Below are 15,894 nucleotides of genomic sequence, written 5' to 3' on the forward strand. Positions count from 1 at the left end.
CGACGAGTACAAGTGCCGATACCCCGGCGGCGCCCCCCACCCCGAGGCGCTGCGGGTCCATGGCCAGTGCCTCGCGCAAGCCACCACATTTGCCCGGTGCACCCGATAAACGTCGCCACTTCCGTGCCCGCGGTTCGCCGCTGCGCGACGAGTACAAGTGCCGATACTCCGGCGGCGCCCCCCACCCCGAGGCGCTGTGGGTCCATGACCAGGGCCTCGCGCAAGCCACCACACTTGCCGGTGCACCCGACAAACGTCGCCACCTCCGTCCCAACCGACTTATCGCCGGCCGGGGTATAAGTCCGACATGTCGCGGCGCGCCAGCGCCCGACATGTCGTTTCCGGTCGGCTGCGAGCTCGGTCGGGAAGATGGCACACCGCAGCGCCGGCGAACCAGGCTGCTCAGCGGCTGTTTGGTCGGCTGCGAGCGCGGTCCGGTCTACGGCACACACCGCAACGACCGGCGGGCCTGACGAACAAGGCTGCTCGGCACACGGTTCTCGATCGGGCCGACAGCGATCGGCGCGCCGGACAACGACCCGTGGGTCGTATCGCGGCGCGCCGATCGGTGGGGTCAGTGCGGAGTGCTCGTCAGCGGCCGGCCGGCTTCAGGCCGAGTGGCTTGCCGACCAGGCTCTCGCGGCGCTGGGCCAGCTTGTCGGCCACGGCGGACAGGGCGGCGGCGGCCGGGGCCGACGGGGTGTCCAGGACCAGGGGGAGGCCCGAGTCGCCGGCCTCGCGGAGGCGGGTGTCCAGGGGGATCTGGCCCAGGAGCGGCACCGTCGCGCCGACCGCGCGGGTCAGGGAGTCGGCCACCGTCTGGCCGCCGCCCGCGCCGAAGACCTCCATGCGCTGGCCGTCGGGGAGCTCCAGCCAGGACATGTTCTCCACGACGCCCACGATGCGCTGGTGGGTCTGCAGGGCGATCGAGCCGGCCCGCTCGGCGACCTCGGCCGCGGCGGCCTGCGGCGTGGTGACGACCAGGATCTCGGCCGAAGGCAGGAGCTGCGCCAGCGAGATGGCCACGTCGCCGGTGCCCGGGGGGAGGTCCAGGAGCAGGACGTCGAGGTCGCCCCAGTAGACGTCGGCCAGGAACTGCTGCAGCGCGCGGTGCAGCATCGGGCCGCGCCACACGACGGCGGCGTTGCCGGGGGTGAACATGCCTATCGAGATGACCTTCACGCCGTGGGCGGAGGGCGGCATGATCATGGACTCGACCTGGGTGGGGCGGCCGTCGACGCCGAGCATGCGGGGGATCGAGTGGCCGTAGATGTCGGCGTCGACCACGCCGACGGAGAGGCCGCGGGCGGCGAGCGCGGCGGCCAGGTTGACAGTCACGCTCGACTTGCCGACGCCGCCCTTGCCGCTGGCCACCGCGTAGACGCGGGTCCGCGAGCCGGGCTGCGAGAACGGGATGACCGGCTCCTGCACGTCGCCGCGCAGGCTCGACTGCAGGTCCTTGCGCTGCTCGGGGGTCATCACGCCGAATTCGATCTCGACGGCCGTGACGCCGTTGACGGCCGAGACCGCGCGGGTGATGTCGGAGCGCAGCTTGTCCTTGAGCGGGCAGCCGGCCACCGTGAGCAGGATGCCGATGGCGGCGACGCCGTCCGGGCGGAGGGTGACGTCACGGACCATGCCCAGTTCGGTGATGGGCCGGCGGATCTCGGGGTCGTCGACGGTCGCGAGCGCAGCGGTGATCGCGTCCTCGACGGTGGTGGCCGGGGCTGACATGCCTGCCACTCTACGTCGCCCCACCCGCCGGCCCCGCGCTGTCAACCCCGCACGAGGACTGCGTCACACGCCCGATTGGCGAATAATGTCCACCCGCGGGGCTTGTCCGCGTACCCAAACCGGTGCGACCATCGTTTACACGCCCCCGCGCCTCGCCCCTTGAGGCGCGGGGGCGTAAACACAGCTCAATGCTTCCGGCGCCGCGGGGGCTCGTCCGAGTCGACGGCGTCGTCGCTCTCGTCCATCCCGAGCGGGTCGGACAGCGAGCCCAGCGCCTTGCGGACCTTCTTGCGCTCCGCCTTCGCCCGCCGGTCGGCCGCCTCGTCGAGCTCCTCCGCCACCCGCGACAGCTCCGAGCGCAGGAAGTCGCGGGTCGCCACCTCACCCAGCGCGATGCGCAGCGCGGCGATCTCCCGGGCCAGATACTCGGTGTCGGCCTTCTGTGCCGCCGCCCGCCGCCGGTCCTCGTCCGCCGCCACCCGGTCCCGGTCGGCCTGCCGGTTCTGCGCGAGCAGGATCAGCGGCGCGGCGTAGGACGCCTGCAGCGACAGGATGAGCGTCAGGAACGTGAACGTGTAGGGGTCGAACTGCCAGCTCTTCGGCGTGAGCGTGTTCCACGCGACCCAGGCCAGGATGACGATTGTCATGTAGACCAGGAACTTCGCCGTGCCCATGAACCGGGCGATGCCCTCCGACCACTGCCCGAACGCCTCCGGGTCGAAGCGGGGCAGCGAGATGCGCGAGTCGCGCGGCTGGTCGAGGCGGCGCCGCTCAGCCACGGGTACCCCCCGCGCTGCCCGGGATCGCGATGTTCAGGGTCTCGGCGTGATCGCGGTCACGCCAGTCGTCGGGCAGTAGGTGGTCGAGCACGTCGTCGACGGTGACCGCACCGACCAGCTTGTCGTTGTCGTCGACCACGGGCATCACCACCAGGTTGTAGGTCGCCATGCGGCGAGTGATCTCGGCGAGGGTCAGATCCGGCGCGAGCGGGTCGATGTCGTTGTCGACGACGCCGCCGAGCAGCGCCGACGGCGGCTCGCGCAGCAGGCGCTGGAAGTGCACGACCCCGAGGTAGCGCCCGGTGGGCGTCGCCATCGGCGGGCGCGTGACGAACACGCCGGCCGCGACCGCCGGGGACAGCTGCGGCTCCCGGATGCGGGCCAGGGCCTCGGCGACAGTGTTGTCCGGCGCCATGACGATCGGCTCGGAGGTCATGACCGCGCCGGCCGTGCCGGGGGCGTACTCCAGCAGGGCCCGGACCGGTGACGCCTCGTCGGGCTCCATCAGGTCCAGCAGCACCTCCTGCTCCGGCTTCGGCATCTCGGCGAGCAGGTCGGCCGCGTCGTCCGGGTCCATCTCCTCCAGCACGTCGGCCGCCCGCTGCGGCTCCAGGGCCGTGATGATCTCCAGCTGGTCGTGCTCCGGGAGCTCCTCGAGCACGTCGGCCAGGCGCTCGTCGTCGAGCGCCGTGGCGACCTCGACGCGCCGGCTCTCCGAGAGGTCCTGCAGCACGTTGGCCAGGTCGGCCGCCCGCATGTTGTCCAGCACGGCCAGGATGCCCGCGGTGCCCTGGGTCTGCGACTCCCCGGCCAGGCCGGTCACCTCCGACCACTCGAGCTGGTTGAGGTGGCCGCGGCGGGTGAGCCGGCCGGTGAACTCGCGCACCGCCACCCGCGACAGCGACCACTCGCCGGTGCGGTCGGCGTCCATGGCCACGTCGACCACGGCCCCGGTGCGCCCGGTCGCGGCCACGCTCACGTGCCGGTCCATGAAGTCCTCCAGCACCAGCAGCTCGCCCGGGCGCTTCTCGAACCGGCGCAGGTTGAGCGTGCCGGTGTTGAGCACCACGGCGTCGGGCTCGATGGCGGTGATCCGGCCGATCGGCAGGAAGATCCGCCGGCGCATGGGCATCTCGGCGACGAGCCCGACGACGCGCGGGGGCTGGGTGCCGGCCCGCATCCGGGCGACGGCGTCACGCACCCGGCCGACCTGGTCGCCGTTCGGATCGAACACGCTCAGGCCCGCGAGGCGCGCGATGTAGACCCGCGGCGCAGTGCTCACGAGGCTCAAGCCTACTGAAGCGGGCCACGCCGCGGCCGTTGGACCGAACTCCGCGGCCCGCGGGGCCCTAGGCTGCGGGTATGAGCAGCGTCCGGTACTCGATCGTCGACGTCTTCACCGACCGCCCCTTCACCGGCAACCCCCTGGCGATCGTCTTCGACGCGCAGGACCTGGCCGGCGAGCAGATGCAGTCGATCGCCCGCGAGTTCAACCTCTCCGAGACGATCTTCGTCCTGCCGCCGAGCCCGGAGACCGGGGCGACGTACCGGGCCCGGATCTTCACGCCCGTCCACGAGCTGCCCTTCGCCGGCCACCCGACCGTCGGGTGCGCGGTCACCCTGGTGCGCAACGGCGTCATCACGGGGCCCGACGTGGTGCAGGAGTGCGGCGCGGGGCTCCTGCCGATCCACGTCGACGAGGTCCACGGCGCTGCCACTGTGACGGGCGCCACGCCGACTGTCGGGCCAGCGCTCGACCCGCTGCCGCTGCTGGAGTCGATCGGGCTTACCGAGGCCGACTACCTGGGGCCGGCGCCGCGGACCGCCGGGTGCGGCCTCGAGTTCACCTACCTCTCGGTCACCGACGAGGCAGTGGCCCGGGTGCGGCTGCAGCGGATCGTCGACAACCTGAGCGTCCTGCACTGGGACGCCGAGCAGCACCGGGCGCACGTGCGGGTGCTGGTCCCCGGCGTCGGCGTCAACGAGGACCCGGCGACCGGTTCGGCCGCGATGGGCCTGGGCGTGTGGCTCGTCACCAGTGGACTGCTCGCGGGCGACGGCGTCTCGCAGTACAACATCAGCCAGGGTCTGGAAATGCACCGCCCGTCGGCGCTGCGGTGCACGGTGACCGCGGAGGGCGGCGCGGCCGTCGGCGCCACGGTGTCGGGTCACGTGGTGCCGATCGCCTCCGGAGAAATGATCGTGCCGCCGTTCGTCGGCTGAGCACGGCGCCGCCCGCCGAGCACCACCACGGCCACTCCGGCCAGGAGGATCGCGATGCCGGGCAGCGTGCGGGCCGCCGGCAGCTGCCCCAGCAGCAGCCAGGCGATGATCAGCGCGCCCGGCACCTCCAGCAGGAGCAGCACCGCGACGGTCGTCGCGCTCACCCGGTGCAGGGAGTAATTGATCAACGTGTGCCCGAGCAGCTGCGGCCCCACCGTCATGCCCGCGATGGCGATCCAGGTTTCCCAGGTGTACCGCCAGAGCCCCGCCCCGCTCGCGAAGCACGCCACGAGCAGCAGAGCCGCGCAGACCGAGTAGCAGACGGAGGCGTACACGGTCGTCGGGAGCCCGACCCGGGCGCGCTCGCCGAGCAGCGTGTACCCGGCCGCGGCGACCCCACCGGCCAGCGCCAGCCCGTCACCCAGCAGCGCCCGGCCCGACAGGTCCGGGTCCGCCCCGGTCGCCAGGGCCACCCCGGCCACCGCGATGCCGATCCCGGCCCAGGTGCTGCCCGGCACCCGCACGCCCCGCGCGGCCGCGACCAGGGCCGTCCACACCGGGGTCGTCGAGACCAGGGCCACCGACATGGCGACGCTCGTCAGCTTGGCGCTGGGCACCCAGGTGCCGAAGTGCACGGCCAGGCACACCCCGGCCAGCACGGTGATCCGCAGATCGGCCCTCGTCGGGGCGGTGCGCCGCAGCAGTGCGGCCGGGGCCAGCGCGGCGGCGCCGAGCATGTTGCGCCAGAACGCGATGGCCAGCGCGGGCGCGACAGCGAACGCGATAAGGGGCGCCGAAGCGGACACCGCCACAATCGCGACGACGAGAGCGGCGATGGTGGTGAGGCCGACCTTGCGCATGCTGCGAATTGTCGTTGATCTGACAATCGCCGCCGGCAGTGACCAGGTAGACCGTCCGGAGGATGCAAGGGGGGACTGAACGGTGATCCAAGCTGTCTGTTTTGACTATTTCAACACCTGTACCAGTGCAGTTGTCCGGGGGGAAGGCCACCGCCGCACCGCCGAGATCCTCGGCGTCGATCCGGACGTGTGGCTGGCCGTGCTCGACAGCAGCTATCCCGAGCGGGCGCGCGGGGGCTACGGCAGCCTGCTGGCCGGCCTGCGCCGGCTGTGCACCGAGGCCGGCGTCGAGCCGACGACCGCCCAGCTGCGCGAGGCCGCGGCAGTGCGCCTGGCCGCTGTCGAGTCCGACGCGCCGCTGCGGGCCGAGGCGGTGGGGGTGCTGCGAGCGCTGAAGGACGCCGGAGTCCGCATCGCGATCGTCAGCGACACCTGGGTCGAGCTCCCGATGATCCTGCCGCGCACCCCGCTCGCCCCGCTCATCGACGCCGCCGTCTACTCCAGCCGGGTCGGCCACACCAAGCCCCACCCGGCCGTGTACGCCGCCGCCTGCGACAAGCTCCGCGTGGCCCCCGCCCACTGCCTGTACATCGGGGACGGCGGCAGCCACGAGCTCACGGGCGCGGCCCGGTTCGGGCTGACCGCCGTGCAGCTGCGCGCCCCCGACCTCGGCAGCCACCTGACCTTCGACGCCGAGCCGGACTGGCGCGGGCCCGCGGTGGCGTCACTGACGGCGGTTCTGGACCTGGTCGGGACGCCTATGCTGGTGGGGTGACCGGGACGGCGGCGCTGTCGCTGGCGGACGGCCGCTTCCTGGCCCGCTTGGCGGCGGATGCGGTATACGCCCGCCTGACCGGCACCCGCCTCACCACCGCGATCCCGCCGGGCAGCCCACTGCACGACGACGGCGCCACGTTCGTCACCCTGGAACGCGCCGGCGCCCTACGCGGCTGCGTGGGCACCCTGGAGCCGCGCCGACCGCTGCACCGCGACGCGGTCCGCAACGCCTGGGAGGCCATGCGCGACCCGCGCCTCCCGCCGGTGACCATCGACGACTGGCCGGCCCTGGACGTGAAGGTCTCGGTCCTGAGCGCGCCGCAGCCGCTTGTCGCCACCACCCGCGCCGAACTGGCCGCCGCGCTGCGGCCGGGCGTCGACGGGCTGATCCTGCGCTGCGACGGCCGCCGGGCGACGTTCCTGCCGGCGGTGTGGGCGAAGATCCCCGACCCGGACCTGTTCCTGGCCGCGCTGCTGCGCAAGGGGGGCTGGGCGACGGGGGAGTGGCCGGCGTCGCTGGAGGCGCTGCGGTACGGGTCGCAGGAGTACCGCGACCCGTCCCCCCGCGACCCAATCACCGCGTGATCGCCCGGCCGCCCCGTGGTTGGATGGGCGCATGGACGCGCTTGTCGAGGAGGCGGCCAAGAAGGCCGCGGTCGCCTGGGTGGCCGTCGACGGCCGCCCCGCCACGCTCGTCTGGTGCGCCTGGCTTGGCGGCGCGCTGCTCGTGGTCACCGGCGAGGGCGAGCAGGCGGTCCCGGCCCTGGCCGAGGCCACGACCGCCGAGGTGAGCCTGCGCGGCGATCACGGCGGCCGGATCGTCACGTTCCCGGCCGAGGTCACGCGCATCGCGCCCGGCGACGAGGCCTGGACCGAGCTGGTGCCCCAATTGGCCGCCAAGCGCCTCAACGCGGCCGGCGGAGCCGAGGAGCTCACCCGGGTCTGGTCCGAGTGCTGCGTGGTCAGCCGCCTCACGCCCGCCGGCGCCTCCGCCGGCCTCCCCGACGACGCCCAGGCCGCCCCGCCCCGCCCGACCGCGGCCACCCGCCTGCCCCGCCGCCCGTTCCGCCTGCACAAGGTCCGCGGGGCGACGAAGCACCGCTAGGCCGTCACGGCGGGCCGGCGGGAGGCGTCACCCCAGCCCCACCGCGTCCAGGCTGGCCTCCCACAGGCGACCGGCCAGAGCCGGATCATCGGTCACCCGGTTGGGCCGGATCAGCCGGCGATCCATGTAGTAGCCGCCCGACGTCAACTGCGACGGGGGCGTGGCCGCCAGCCACACCAGTGTCTCCGCCCCCTTCTCCGGGCTGCGGGCGAACGGCGCCAGCTTCGCCGCCACGTGCACGCCGACCGACGCGCCGAAGCGGCTGCGGACGAAGCCCGGGTGGTACGACGCCGACATGATGTCCGGCCACCGGCGGGCGGCCTCGGCCGCGAAGAGGATGTTGGCCTGCTTGGCCGAGCCGTACATCCGCCACGCCCCCCGCCGCCGGGCCCCGCGCAGATCCGCCGGGTCGAGCACGCCCATCGCGTGCGCCCCGGAGGCGGTGCTGATGATCCGGCCGCCGCGCAGCTGCTCGCGCAGCAGGTTGCTGAGCAGGAACGCGGCCAGGTGGTTCGTCTGCAGCGTCGCCTCGAACCCGTCGGCCGTCACGTGGTGGCCGCGGATCATGCCGCCCGCGTTGTTCGCGAGCACGTCGATGCGCTGGTAGCGCTGGCGCAGATGGTCCACCAGCACGTGCACGTCCTCGAGCTTCGCGAAGTCGCTGCGGTACGCGGGCACCGGGCGGCCGTTGGCGGCGCCCGAGACCGCCGACACCGCGGCCTCCAGGCGGGCTGGGTTGCGGCCCACGAGCACGGTGTTGGCGCCGCGGCGGGCCATGCCGATCGCCGCCGCCAGGCCGATGCCGGAGCTGGCGCCGGTGACGACGACCGTACGGCCGGTGAGATCTCCCACAGGGGGATTCTGTGTGCTCACGCGTCGAGGTTACCGTCAGGTAGCCGCCTGAATAGCCCTTGAGGAGCCTGAATGAGACCGCGCCGCTCATGTCTCGCCGTGCCCGGGTCGAGCGTGAAGATGCTCGGCAAGGCCCAGGGGCTCCCGGCTGACCAGGTGTTCCTGGACCTGGAGGACGCGGTCGCGCCGCTGGCCAAGCCCGAGGCGCGCAAGAACATCGTGGCCGCGCTGAACGACGGGGACTGGGCCGGCAAGACGCGTGTCGTGCGGGTCAACGACCTGACCACCCCGTGGACGTACCGCGACGTCATCGAGGTCGTCGAGGGGGCCGGCGACAACCTCGACTGCATCATGTTGCCGAAGGTGCAGAGCGCGGCGCAGATCGAGTGGCTGGACCTGACGCTCACCCAGATCGAGAAGACGATCGGGCTGGAGGTCGGCCGGATCGGCATCGAGGCCCAGATCGAGAACGCCGCCGGCCTGGTGAACGTCGACGCGATCGCCGCGGCCAGCCGGCGGATCGAGACGATCATCTTCGGGCCGGCCGACTTCATGGCCTCGATCAACATGAGGTCCCTGGTCGTCGGCGGCCTCATCCCCGGGTATCCGGGTGACCCTTACCACTACATCCTCATGCGCATCCTCATGGCCGCGCGCATGCACGACCTCCAGGCGATCGACGGCCCGTTCCTGCAGATCCGCGACGTCGACGCCTTCCGCGAGGTGGCCGGCCGCAGCGCGGCGCTGGGCTTCGACGGCAAGTGGGTGCTGCACCCCGGTCAGATCGAAGCCGCCAACGAGGTGTACTCCCCGGCGCAGGACGACTACGACCACGCCGAGCTGATCCTGGACGCCTACGACCACGCCACGTCCGAGGAGGGCGGCCGCCTCGGCGCGGTCATGCTCGGCGACGAGATGATCGACGAGGCGTCGCGCAAGATGGCGCTCGTCATCGCGGCGAAGGGCCGGGCGGCCGGGATGAATCGCACGTCGGTGTTCACCCCGCCGAACTGAGAAACGCGCGTCGCATTGCCCGCCGGTGTGTCCGGCAGGCAGGATTTGCCCTATGGCACCCGACCTACGTTCCAGCGGCCCCGCCGGCAAGAGCGGCCGGCGCGACGCGAGCCGGCCGTCCTCCGCCCGGCGCACCCTGCGAGCCGTCCCGTCCAGCGGTCCCGAACTCGACGGTGACGCCGTCGAGGAGGAGGCGCCGACCGCCGTCGACCGGCTCGACGGGCGGATCGCCCTGGTCACCGGCGCGGGCAGCCCGGACGGCATCGGCTACGCCACGGCCCGCCGCCTCAAGCAGATGGGTGCCGCGGTCGGCATCGTCTCCACGACCCGGCGCATCCACGACCGGGCCAGCGAGCTCGGCATGATCGGCTTCGTCGCCGACCTGACCGTCGAGGCCGAGGTCGGCGCCCTGGCCGACGCGATCCTCGACAGCCTCGGCCCGGTCGACATCCTGGTCAACAACGCCGGCCTGGCCAGCAAGGCCAGCCCCGAGGTGCTGCGCCCGGTCGCCCAGCTGACCTACGAGGAGTGGCGGGCCGAGATCGACCGCAACCTCACCACCGCGTTCCTGGTCAGCCGGGCCTTCGTCGGCGGCATGGCCGAGCACGGCTGGGGTCGCATCGTCAACCTCGCCGCGACGGCCGGGCCGGTCAACGCGCTGCCCGCCGAGGCCGGGTACGCCGCGGCCAAGGCCGGTGTGGTGGGCCTCACCCGCGCCCTGGCCATGGAGCTCGTCGCCGACGGCATCACGGTCAACGCGGTCGCGCCCGGCATCATCCACACCGGCGCCTCCACCCTGGTCGAACTCAAACAGGGCTTCGGCACCCCGATGGGGCGTCCCGGCACTCCCGAGGAGGTCGCGGCCACCATCGCGTTCCTGTGCTCGCCGGGCGCGTCGTACATCACCGGTCAGATGCTCGTGATCGACGGCGGCAACAGCGTGCGGGAGGCGCAGTACCGGTGACGTGACGGTCAGCGAATCATCAGGTTGCCTGGCTATCTTTGGCCGCATGGGGGCTCGTCCGGCTGACTACGCGGTGCTGCTCGCGCCGCCGGCCGTCGTGGCGGCGGCCGTCGACATCGTGCTGATCGCCGACGAGCCCGAGGCCTTCCTGCCGCTCCTGCTGATCCTCCAGCCGCTCACGGTCCTCGGGATCGTCGTCGGGCTCGTCCAGCTGACGCGGAGCACGCGCGGACCTTCGACTTTCACGCTCCGGGTGTACCGCGGGGAGCCGGCGTTCGCCGCGCTGCCCGCCTTCCGCCCCCAGTGTGTCTTCAACGGGCTCCTCAGCGCCGCCCTCGTCCTCATGGCGCTCAACGGGCTGCGGGTCGCCGGCCGGATCGTCCCGACGATGGCCTGGGCGATCCTGCTCGTCAACGGCTGCACCGTCCTGCTGCTGCTGTTCCGCATGATCCGCAGTGGCCCGCTGCTCCTGACGGCCGACGGCCTCGCGATCGACGGCGGCCGCAGCTTCGTGCCGTGGGCGGCGCTCGGCCCGGGCCCGGACGGCTCCCAGTGGGTGATCGCCCACCCGGAGATGGTCGAGGGCCGCCCGGTCAAGCGCTTCCAGCCCGGCCAGGACGTGCCGCTCGACGTCTCCCTGTGGTTCCTCTACCGCACCATGTACACCTACATGCAGCATCCGGAGCAGCGCCCGGCTATCGGCTCCGCGCAGGAGCTCGAGCGCCTCCGCGGCACGCTGGCCCGCCAGGTCACCTGATTACCCGACGCGTCGCCGCGGTCGCGTTCCTAGCATTGAGGGATGCGCGCGACAGCCCTGATCGTGGTGCCGCCACTGCTGGTCGCCGTGGCCGCCGCACTCATGCCCGGCTATGTCGTGTTCACCCTCGCCGCCCTGGCGATCATCACCCTCGGCCACCTCCTGTTCGGCCGCCGCCGCGGCGACGAACCACCGGCCCGCCCCGCATGGGAGTTCTTCGCCCCGGCCGATCTGCTCGCGGCCCGCGCCGGCACCGCGTTCGCCACGGCCGTGACCTGGGTGGGCACGATCATCCTGAGCACCGAGAGCCGCATCTGGTCCGCCTTCGCCGTAGTGGTGGCCGCCTTGCCGGTCGCCGTGGGCGTCCAGCTGCTCGTCCGGCTGCGCCGCGGCGGCTCGGTGGTGCGGTTGACCCCGTCCGGTGTCGAGGTGCGCGGGCGGATGTACCCCTGGGAGCGCATCACCACCGTGGAGCTCAACGGCGACCGGGCCGTCCCGCGCCTGGACCTGTTCCTGACCGCCCGCCGCGCCCCGGTCCAGGTCCGCCCCGAGGGCATCGACGCCAGCCTGCTCTTCCTGGTCGACCTGCTCGGCTACTACCAGTCCCATCCCCGCTCCCGCGGCGCGATCGGCACGCCCCCGGAGGCCGAACGGATCTACGGCCTGCTCCTGAACGCCCGCCTGGCCGCCGGCCTGCGGGGAGGCCCGCGGCCGATCCTGATCGCGAGCTAGCGTTGGGGCATGCGCACAGCCGAACAGATCCTGCGTGAGGCCCGGACGATCGCCGTCGTCGGCGCCTCCCGGAGCCGCGCGAAGACCGCCCACGCGGTGCCGCTGCAGATCCAGCGCCACGGCTGGCGGATCATCCCCGTGAACCCGTACGCGGACGAGATCTTCGGTGAGCGCGCCTACCCGACCCTGGCCGCGATCCCGTTCCCGGTCGACCTGGTCAACGTCTTCCGCCCCTCCGCCGACGCCACCCAGGTCGTCAAGGACGCCCTGGCCATCGGCGCCCCCGCGATCTGGCTGCAGCAGGACATCCACAGCCCCGAGGGCCGGGCCCTGGCCGAAGCGGCCGGCGTCGACTACCTCGAGAACACCTGCATCGCCGTGGTCCGCGCGGTCCACGCGCTCGATGCCCCCGGCCCCGCCGCCGGCTGAACGGGCCGCCGGCCGGTCCGCTCGCTCAGCGGATGCCGTACTCCCGCAGCAGTCCCCGGCTGATGATCGTCTTCTGGATCTCCGAGGTGCCCTCGCCGATGAGCAGGAAGGGGGCTTCCCGCATCAGGCGCTCGATCTCGTACTCCTTCGAGTAGCCGTACCCGCCGTGGATGCGGAACGCCTCCTGGACCACCTCCGCGCAGTACTCGCTGGCCAGCAGCTTCGCCATGCCGGCCTCGACGTCGTTGCGCTGGCCGGCGTCCTTCAGGCGGGCGGCGCCGACCATGAGGGCGTGGGAGGCTTCGATCTTCGTGGCCATCTCGGCCAGCTTGAACGCGATCGCCTGGTGCTCCACGAGGGCGGCGCCGAAGGTGCGGCGCTGCTGGGCGTAGGCGATGGCGAGTTCGAAGGCGCGGATCGAGATGCCGCACGCGCGCGCGGCGACGTTGACCCGGCCCACCTCGATGCCGTCCATCATCTGGTAGAAGCCGCGGCCGGCCCGGTCGGCGCCGCCGAGGATCGCCGAGGCGGGGACGCGGACGCCGTCGAGGATCATCTCGGTGGTCTCGACGCCCTTGTAGCCCATCTTCTCGATCTTCCCGGGGATGCTGAGGCCGGGCAGGCGCTCGTTGAGGCCGAACCCGGGCTCCTTCTCCAGCAGGAACGTGGTCATGTTCCCGTACACCGACTCGGCTCCGAGCTCGGTCTTCAGCAGCGTGGCGACCACCGACGAGTGGGCCCCGTTGGTCAGCCACATCTTCTGCCCGTCGAGGACCCAGTCGTCCCCGTCGGCCACCGCCCTGCTGCGGATCGCGGCCACGTCGGAGCCGGTCCCGGGCTCGGACATCGAGAACGCTCCGCGCACCTCGCCGGTGGCCATCCGGGGGAGCAGGCGCTGCTTCTGCTCGTCGGACCCGTGCTGCGACACCAGGTACGCGACGATGAAGTGCGTGTTCACGATCCCGGACACGGACATCCACCCGCGGGAGAGCTCCTCGACGACGAGCGCGTAGGTGAGCAGGGACTCGCCGAGCCCGCCGTACTCCTCGGCGATCGTCAGGCCGAACAGCCCCATCTCGCGCATCCCGGCCACGATGTCGTCCGGGTAGACGTCGTCGTGCTCCAGCCGCTGCGCGTGCGGGATGATCTCCCTGTCGACGAACGCCCGCACCGTCTCCAGCATCGCCTGCTGCACATCAGTGAGCCCCGGCGTCCGAGCGAGACGAGCCATGAGACGACCTCCGGTGTGGTCGGGCAGAAGTTACCGACGGGTATCCAAGGCAGTATCGAACTTCCGGGGGTGCCGGGCCATGTGAAATGGTTCTCAGGTGCGAGTCAACGGCCTGGCGGTAGCGGCGCTGATCTGTGCGTTCCTGATCCCCCCGTTCGGCATCCTGATGGGGCACATCGCCTGGGCCCAGTCCCGCCGCGAGCAGCGCCCGGGCGCCGGCCTGGCCCTGGCCGCGATGATCGTCGGCTACACGCTGCTGTTGATCTTCTGCGGTCTCCCGATCATCTACTACGCCTGACGGGCGGGCCGCCGGAAAATGCACAGGTGCCCGGCGGCGTCGCGTCGTGCGAGCCACCGGGCACCCGGTTCGATCGGTCGGGCTAGCGCAGCGTGGTGTACATCGCCTTGGTGAGCGAGCCGTTGGCGTCGTCGCCGTCGAGGGACCAGACCATCGCGCCTCCGTAGCCGGCGAGGCGGACGTACAGGCCCTTCTGGGCCACGACGATCGGGTCGTCGTAGGTCCAGAACGTGGTGCCGTTGAAGAGCCACGCCTGGCCGGAGAGCAGGTCGTGGTAGACCTTGTAGCCCTGCTGGGGCAGCGTCGCGAGGACCTTGTAGTCCTCGTTGCCGTCCGCCCAGGTGCCCTTCGCCGCGCCGGTCGCCGGCTGGAAGAGGCCGCGGTTGGCGTCGGTGACGCCGGTCCAGCCCTGGCCGTAGTAGGGGATGCCGAGCACGAGCTGCTTCTTGGGCGCGCCGCGGTCGGTCCACGCCTTCAGCGCGCTCGACCCGCTGAAGTCCGGGGTCGTCGGGGCGTTGCGCGGCACGAAGAGCGCCGACTGCTGGTTGGTGGTGGGCTCCCACGTTCCGTGGAAGTCGTAGCCCTGGACGGTACCGAAGTCGAGGTATTTGAAGATCTTGTTGGCTTCGAAGCCGGCGTCCATCTTGGCCGGTGCGGCCGGCAGGAACGCGGTGAGGACCTTGTCCTTGCCCAGCTGCTTGCGGAACTCGGCGGCCAGCTTCGTGAAGTTCTGCCTGTCCTCGGGCCGGATCACGTTGCCCGCGTTGCCCTCCGAGCCGGGCCACTCCCAGTCCAGGTCGAAGCCGTCGAACACCCCTGTCGACAGGAACGTGTCGACGCACGACTTCACGAACGTCTGGCGCGACGCATCCGTCAGCGCGACGTCGGAGAAGCGGCTCGACAGCGTCCAGCCGCCGAGCGACAGCAGGACCTTGAGGCCCGGGTGCTTGGCCTTGAGCTTCTTGAGCTGGTTGAAGTTGCCGGCGAGGGGCTGGCCGGCAACGTCGGCGACGCCGTCGACGCTCTCCTCCGCGGAGACCGGGCGCTGGTAGTCGGCCCACGGATCGACCGACTCGCACTTCGTGCCGGTCTTGTCGATGCCGGCGAAGGCGTAGTTGATGTGCGTCAGGCGCGCGGCCTGGCCGCTGGTCTCGAGGTTCTTCACGTAGTACTGGCGGCCGTAGATGCCCCACTGGATGAAGTACCCGACCCGCTTGTACTCGTCCTGGTGCGTGGCGCCGTGTGCGCCCGCCGCCGTCCCGGGCGCGAGGGCGAGCGACGTCGTGGCCAGCACCGCCGCGAACCCCGCCAGGAGCCTGCGTTTGCCCATAACCCTCCACCTATCTGTAAGGAAAGTTTGCTGTTCCCTACGGCAACGTAGGGGCGGCATTCCGCGGCGTCAAGACCCAGGTATCCGCTCGATACGGGCCTGCTACGACAATCCGGTCGTGGATTTGAAGCTTCTCGGCGAAGTGTTCGTGACCCTGCTCGTCATCCTGGACCCACCGGGGGCCGTGCCGATCTTCCTGGCGCTCACGGGCCAGCTGGAGCGCCGGGCCCGGCACCGCGCGGCACTGCAGGCGGTGCTGCTCGCGCTCGGCGTCATCGTGGCGTTCGCGTTGGTCGGCCGCCAGATCCTCGCGTACCTGCACATCGACCTCCCGGCCCTGCAGGGCGCCGGCGGCCTGCTCCTGCTGCTCGTCGCCCTGCAGCTGCTGACCGGCAAGAGCGACGACCCGGCGCAGGAGGTGACAACCAACGTCGCGCTGGTGCCCCTGGGCACGCCGCTGCTGGCCGGGCCGGGCGCCATCGTGGCGACAATGCTGTTCGTGCGGCGGGCGCACACCTTGCCGGGCTACGCGGCGATCGCGGTCGGCATCGTGGCCGTGATGCTGGTGGTGTACCTGGTGCTGCGCTTCTCCGGCGTCCTGGTCCGCGTCCTGCGGCCGAGCGGCATCGAGGTGGTCACCCGGATCGCCGGTCTGCTGGTCGCCGCGATCGCGGTACAGCTGCTGGCCGACGCGATCGGGGCGTTCGTGACGACGTACCTGCACTCGCCGCACTGACGTTGGGGTTGGTGGATATGTCGGGCGCTGGCGCGCCACGACATATCCGCATTTTTCGCCCGACGGGGTATTC

18 protein-coding genes are annotated in these 15,894 nt (G+C 72.0%); 11 read left to right on the forward strand and 7 right to left on the reverse strand.

All coding sequences use genetic code 11. The annotated features are described in order from the left end of the window. Positions 1-591: 591 nt before the first annotated feature. The 3 genes from Dvina_RS03970 to Dvina_RS03980 form a co-directional block, all read right to left on the reverse strand. Positions 592-1,734, reverse strand: coding sequence for a P-loop NTPase (locus Dvina_RS03970; protein WP_223101002.1), 1,143 nt, complete (start codon positions 1,732-1,734; stop codon positions 592-594). Between the two features lie 185 nt (positions 1,735-1,919). After that, on the reverse strand, positions 1,920-2,513 hold the full coding sequence (locus Dvina_RS03975) for a DUF1003 domain-containing protein (protein WP_223101003.1): 594 nt from the start codon (positions 2,511-2,513) through the stop codon (positions 1,920-1,922). Then, on the reverse strand, positions 2,506-3,795 hold the full coding sequence (locus tag Dvina_RS03980) for a magnesium transporter MgtE N-terminal domain-containing protein (RefSeq protein WP_223101004.1): 1,290 nt from the start codon (positions 3,793-3,795) through the stop codon (positions 2,506-2,508). The genes Dvina_RS03975 and Dvina_RS03980 overlap by 8 nt, the downstream gene beginning before the upstream one ends. An 80-nt stretch (positions 3,796-3,875) precedes the next feature. On the opposite strand from Dvina_RS03980, the gene Dvina_RS03985 reads away from it, so the two are divergent. Continuing rightward, positions 3,876-4,736 carry a PhzF family phenazine biosynthesis protein gene (locus tag Dvina_RS03985; protein ID WP_223101005.1) on the forward strand — a complete coding sequence of 287 codons (861 nt, stop codon included), beginning with the start codon at positions 3,876-3,878 and terminating at the stop codon, positions 4,734-4,736. On the opposite strand, the gene Dvina_RS03990 is transcribed toward Dvina_RS03985, so the two are convergent. After that, positions 4,682-5,596, reverse strand: coding sequence for a DMT family transporter (locus tag Dvina_RS03990; RefSeq protein ID WP_223101006.1), 915 nt, complete (start codon positions 5,594-5,596; stop codon positions 4,682-4,684). The genes Dvina_RS03985 and Dvina_RS03990 overlap by 55 nt on opposite strands. An 82-nt stretch (positions 5,597-5,678) precedes the next feature. Between Dvina_RS03990 and Dvina_RS03995 the strand changes: the two genes are divergently transcribed. From Dvina_RS03995 to Dvina_RS04005, 3 genes are read left to right on the forward strand one after another with little or no spacing between them, the layout of a single operon-like run. Then, the gene (locus Dvina_RS03995; RefSeq protein ID WP_223101007.1) at positions 5,679-6,371 is read left to right on the forward strand and encodes an HAD family hydrolase; all 693 of its coding nucleotides are present in this window, start codon (positions 5,679-5,681) and stop codon (positions 6,369-6,371) included. After that, complete coding sequence (gene amrA / locus Dvina_RS04000; protein WP_223101008.1) at positions 6,368-6,958, forward strand: AmmeMemoRadiSam system protein A; 591 nt, start codon at positions 6,368-6,370, stop codon at positions 6,956-6,958. Before Dvina_RS03995 ends, amrA begins: the two co-directional genes overlap by 4 nt. A 31-nt stretch (positions 6,959-6,989) precedes the next feature. After that, positions 6,990-7,478, forward strand: coding sequence for a hypothetical protein (locus tag Dvina_RS04005; RefSeq protein WP_223101009.1), 489 nt, complete (start codon positions 6,990-6,992; stop codon positions 7,476-7,478). A 27-nt stretch (positions 7,479-7,505) separates the two neighbouring features. On the opposite strand, the gene Dvina_RS04010 is transcribed toward Dvina_RS04005, so the two are convergent. Further along, on the reverse strand, positions 7,506-8,330 hold the full coding sequence (locus tag Dvina_RS04010) for an SDR family NAD(P)-dependent oxidoreductase (RefSeq protein WP_223101010.1): 825 nt from the start codon (positions 8,328-8,330) through the stop codon (positions 7,506-7,508). Between the two features lie 72 nt (positions 8,331-8,402). Between Dvina_RS04010 and Dvina_RS04015 the strand changes: the two genes are divergently transcribed. Genes Dvina_RS04015 through Dvina_RS04035 form a run of 5 tightly spaced genes read left to right on the forward strand, consistent with a single transcriptional unit; the run spans position 8,403 to position 12,226 of the window. Continuing rightward, a complete protein-coding gene (locus tag Dvina_RS04015; RefSeq protein ID WP_223101011.1) occupies positions 8,403-9,344 on the forward strand; it encodes an HpcH/HpaI aldolase/citrate lyase family protein in 942 nt (313 codons plus the stop codon). 52 nt (positions 9,345-9,396) lie between these two features. Next, positions 9,397-10,308, forward strand: a complete 912-nt coding sequence (locus Dvina_RS04020; protein WP_223101012.1) for an SDR family NAD(P)-dependent oxidoreductase — start codon at positions 9,397-9,399, stop codon at positions 10,306-10,308. Between the two features lie 46 nt (positions 10,309-10,354). Beyond that, complete coding sequence (locus Dvina_RS04025) at positions 10,355-11,065, forward strand: hypothetical protein (protein ID WP_223101013.1); 711 nt, start codon at positions 10,355-10,357, stop codon at positions 11,063-11,065. A 42-nt stretch (positions 11,066-11,107) separates the two neighbouring features. Beyond that, a complete protein-coding gene (locus Dvina_RS04030) occupies positions 11,108-11,797 on the forward strand; it encodes a hypothetical protein (RefSeq protein WP_223101014.1) in 690 nt (229 codons plus the stop codon). A 9-nt stretch (positions 11,798-11,806) separates the two neighbouring features. Then, positions 11,807-12,226, forward strand: a complete 420-nt coding sequence (locus Dvina_RS04035) for a CoA-binding protein (RefSeq protein WP_223101015.1) — start codon at positions 11,807-11,809, stop codon at positions 12,224-12,226. Positions 12,227-12,251: 25 nt separating this feature from the next. Here Dvina_RS04035 and Dvina_RS04040 read toward each other — a convergent pair whose 3' ends face one another. After that, positions 12,252-13,457: an acyl-CoA dehydrogenase family protein gene (locus tag Dvina_RS04040; RefSeq protein ID WP_223101016.1), complete on the reverse strand. Its 1,206-nt coding sequence runs from the start codon at positions 13,455-13,457 to the stop codon at positions 12,252-12,254. Between the two features lie 97 nt (positions 13,458-13,554). On the opposite strand from Dvina_RS04040, the gene Dvina_RS04045 reads away from it, so the two are divergent. After that, positions 13,555-13,755: a DUF4190 domain-containing protein gene (locus Dvina_RS04045; protein WP_223101017.1), complete on the forward strand. Its 201-nt coding sequence runs from the start codon at positions 13,555-13,557 to the stop codon at positions 13,753-13,755. Positions 13,756-13,837: 82 nt separating this feature from the next. Here the strand turns inward: Dvina_RS04045 and Dvina_RS04050 are convergent, their stop codons facing one another. After that, positions 13,838-15,085 carry a glycoside hydrolase family 18 protein gene (locus tag Dvina_RS04050; protein WP_223101018.1) on the reverse strand — a complete coding sequence of 416 codons (1,248 nt, stop codon included), beginning with the start codon at positions 15,083-15,085 and terminating at the stop codon, positions 13,838-13,840. A 118-nt stretch (positions 15,086-15,203) separates the two neighbouring features. Between Dvina_RS04050 and Dvina_RS04055 the strand changes: the two genes are divergently transcribed. Further along, positions 15,204-15,821 carry a MarC family protein gene (locus Dvina_RS04055; RefSeq protein WP_223101019.1) on the forward strand — a complete coding sequence of 206 codons (618 nt, stop codon included), beginning with the start codon at positions 15,204-15,206 and terminating at the stop codon, positions 15,819-15,821. The last annotated feature ends 73 nt before the right edge of the window (positions 15,822-15,894 follow it).

It is taken from the genome of Dactylosporangium vinaceum (assembly GCF_019904175.1).
Classification (GTDB): domain Bacteria; phylum Actinomycetota; class Actinomycetes; order Mycobacteriales; family Micromonosporaceae; genus Dactylosporangium; species Dactylosporangium vinaceum.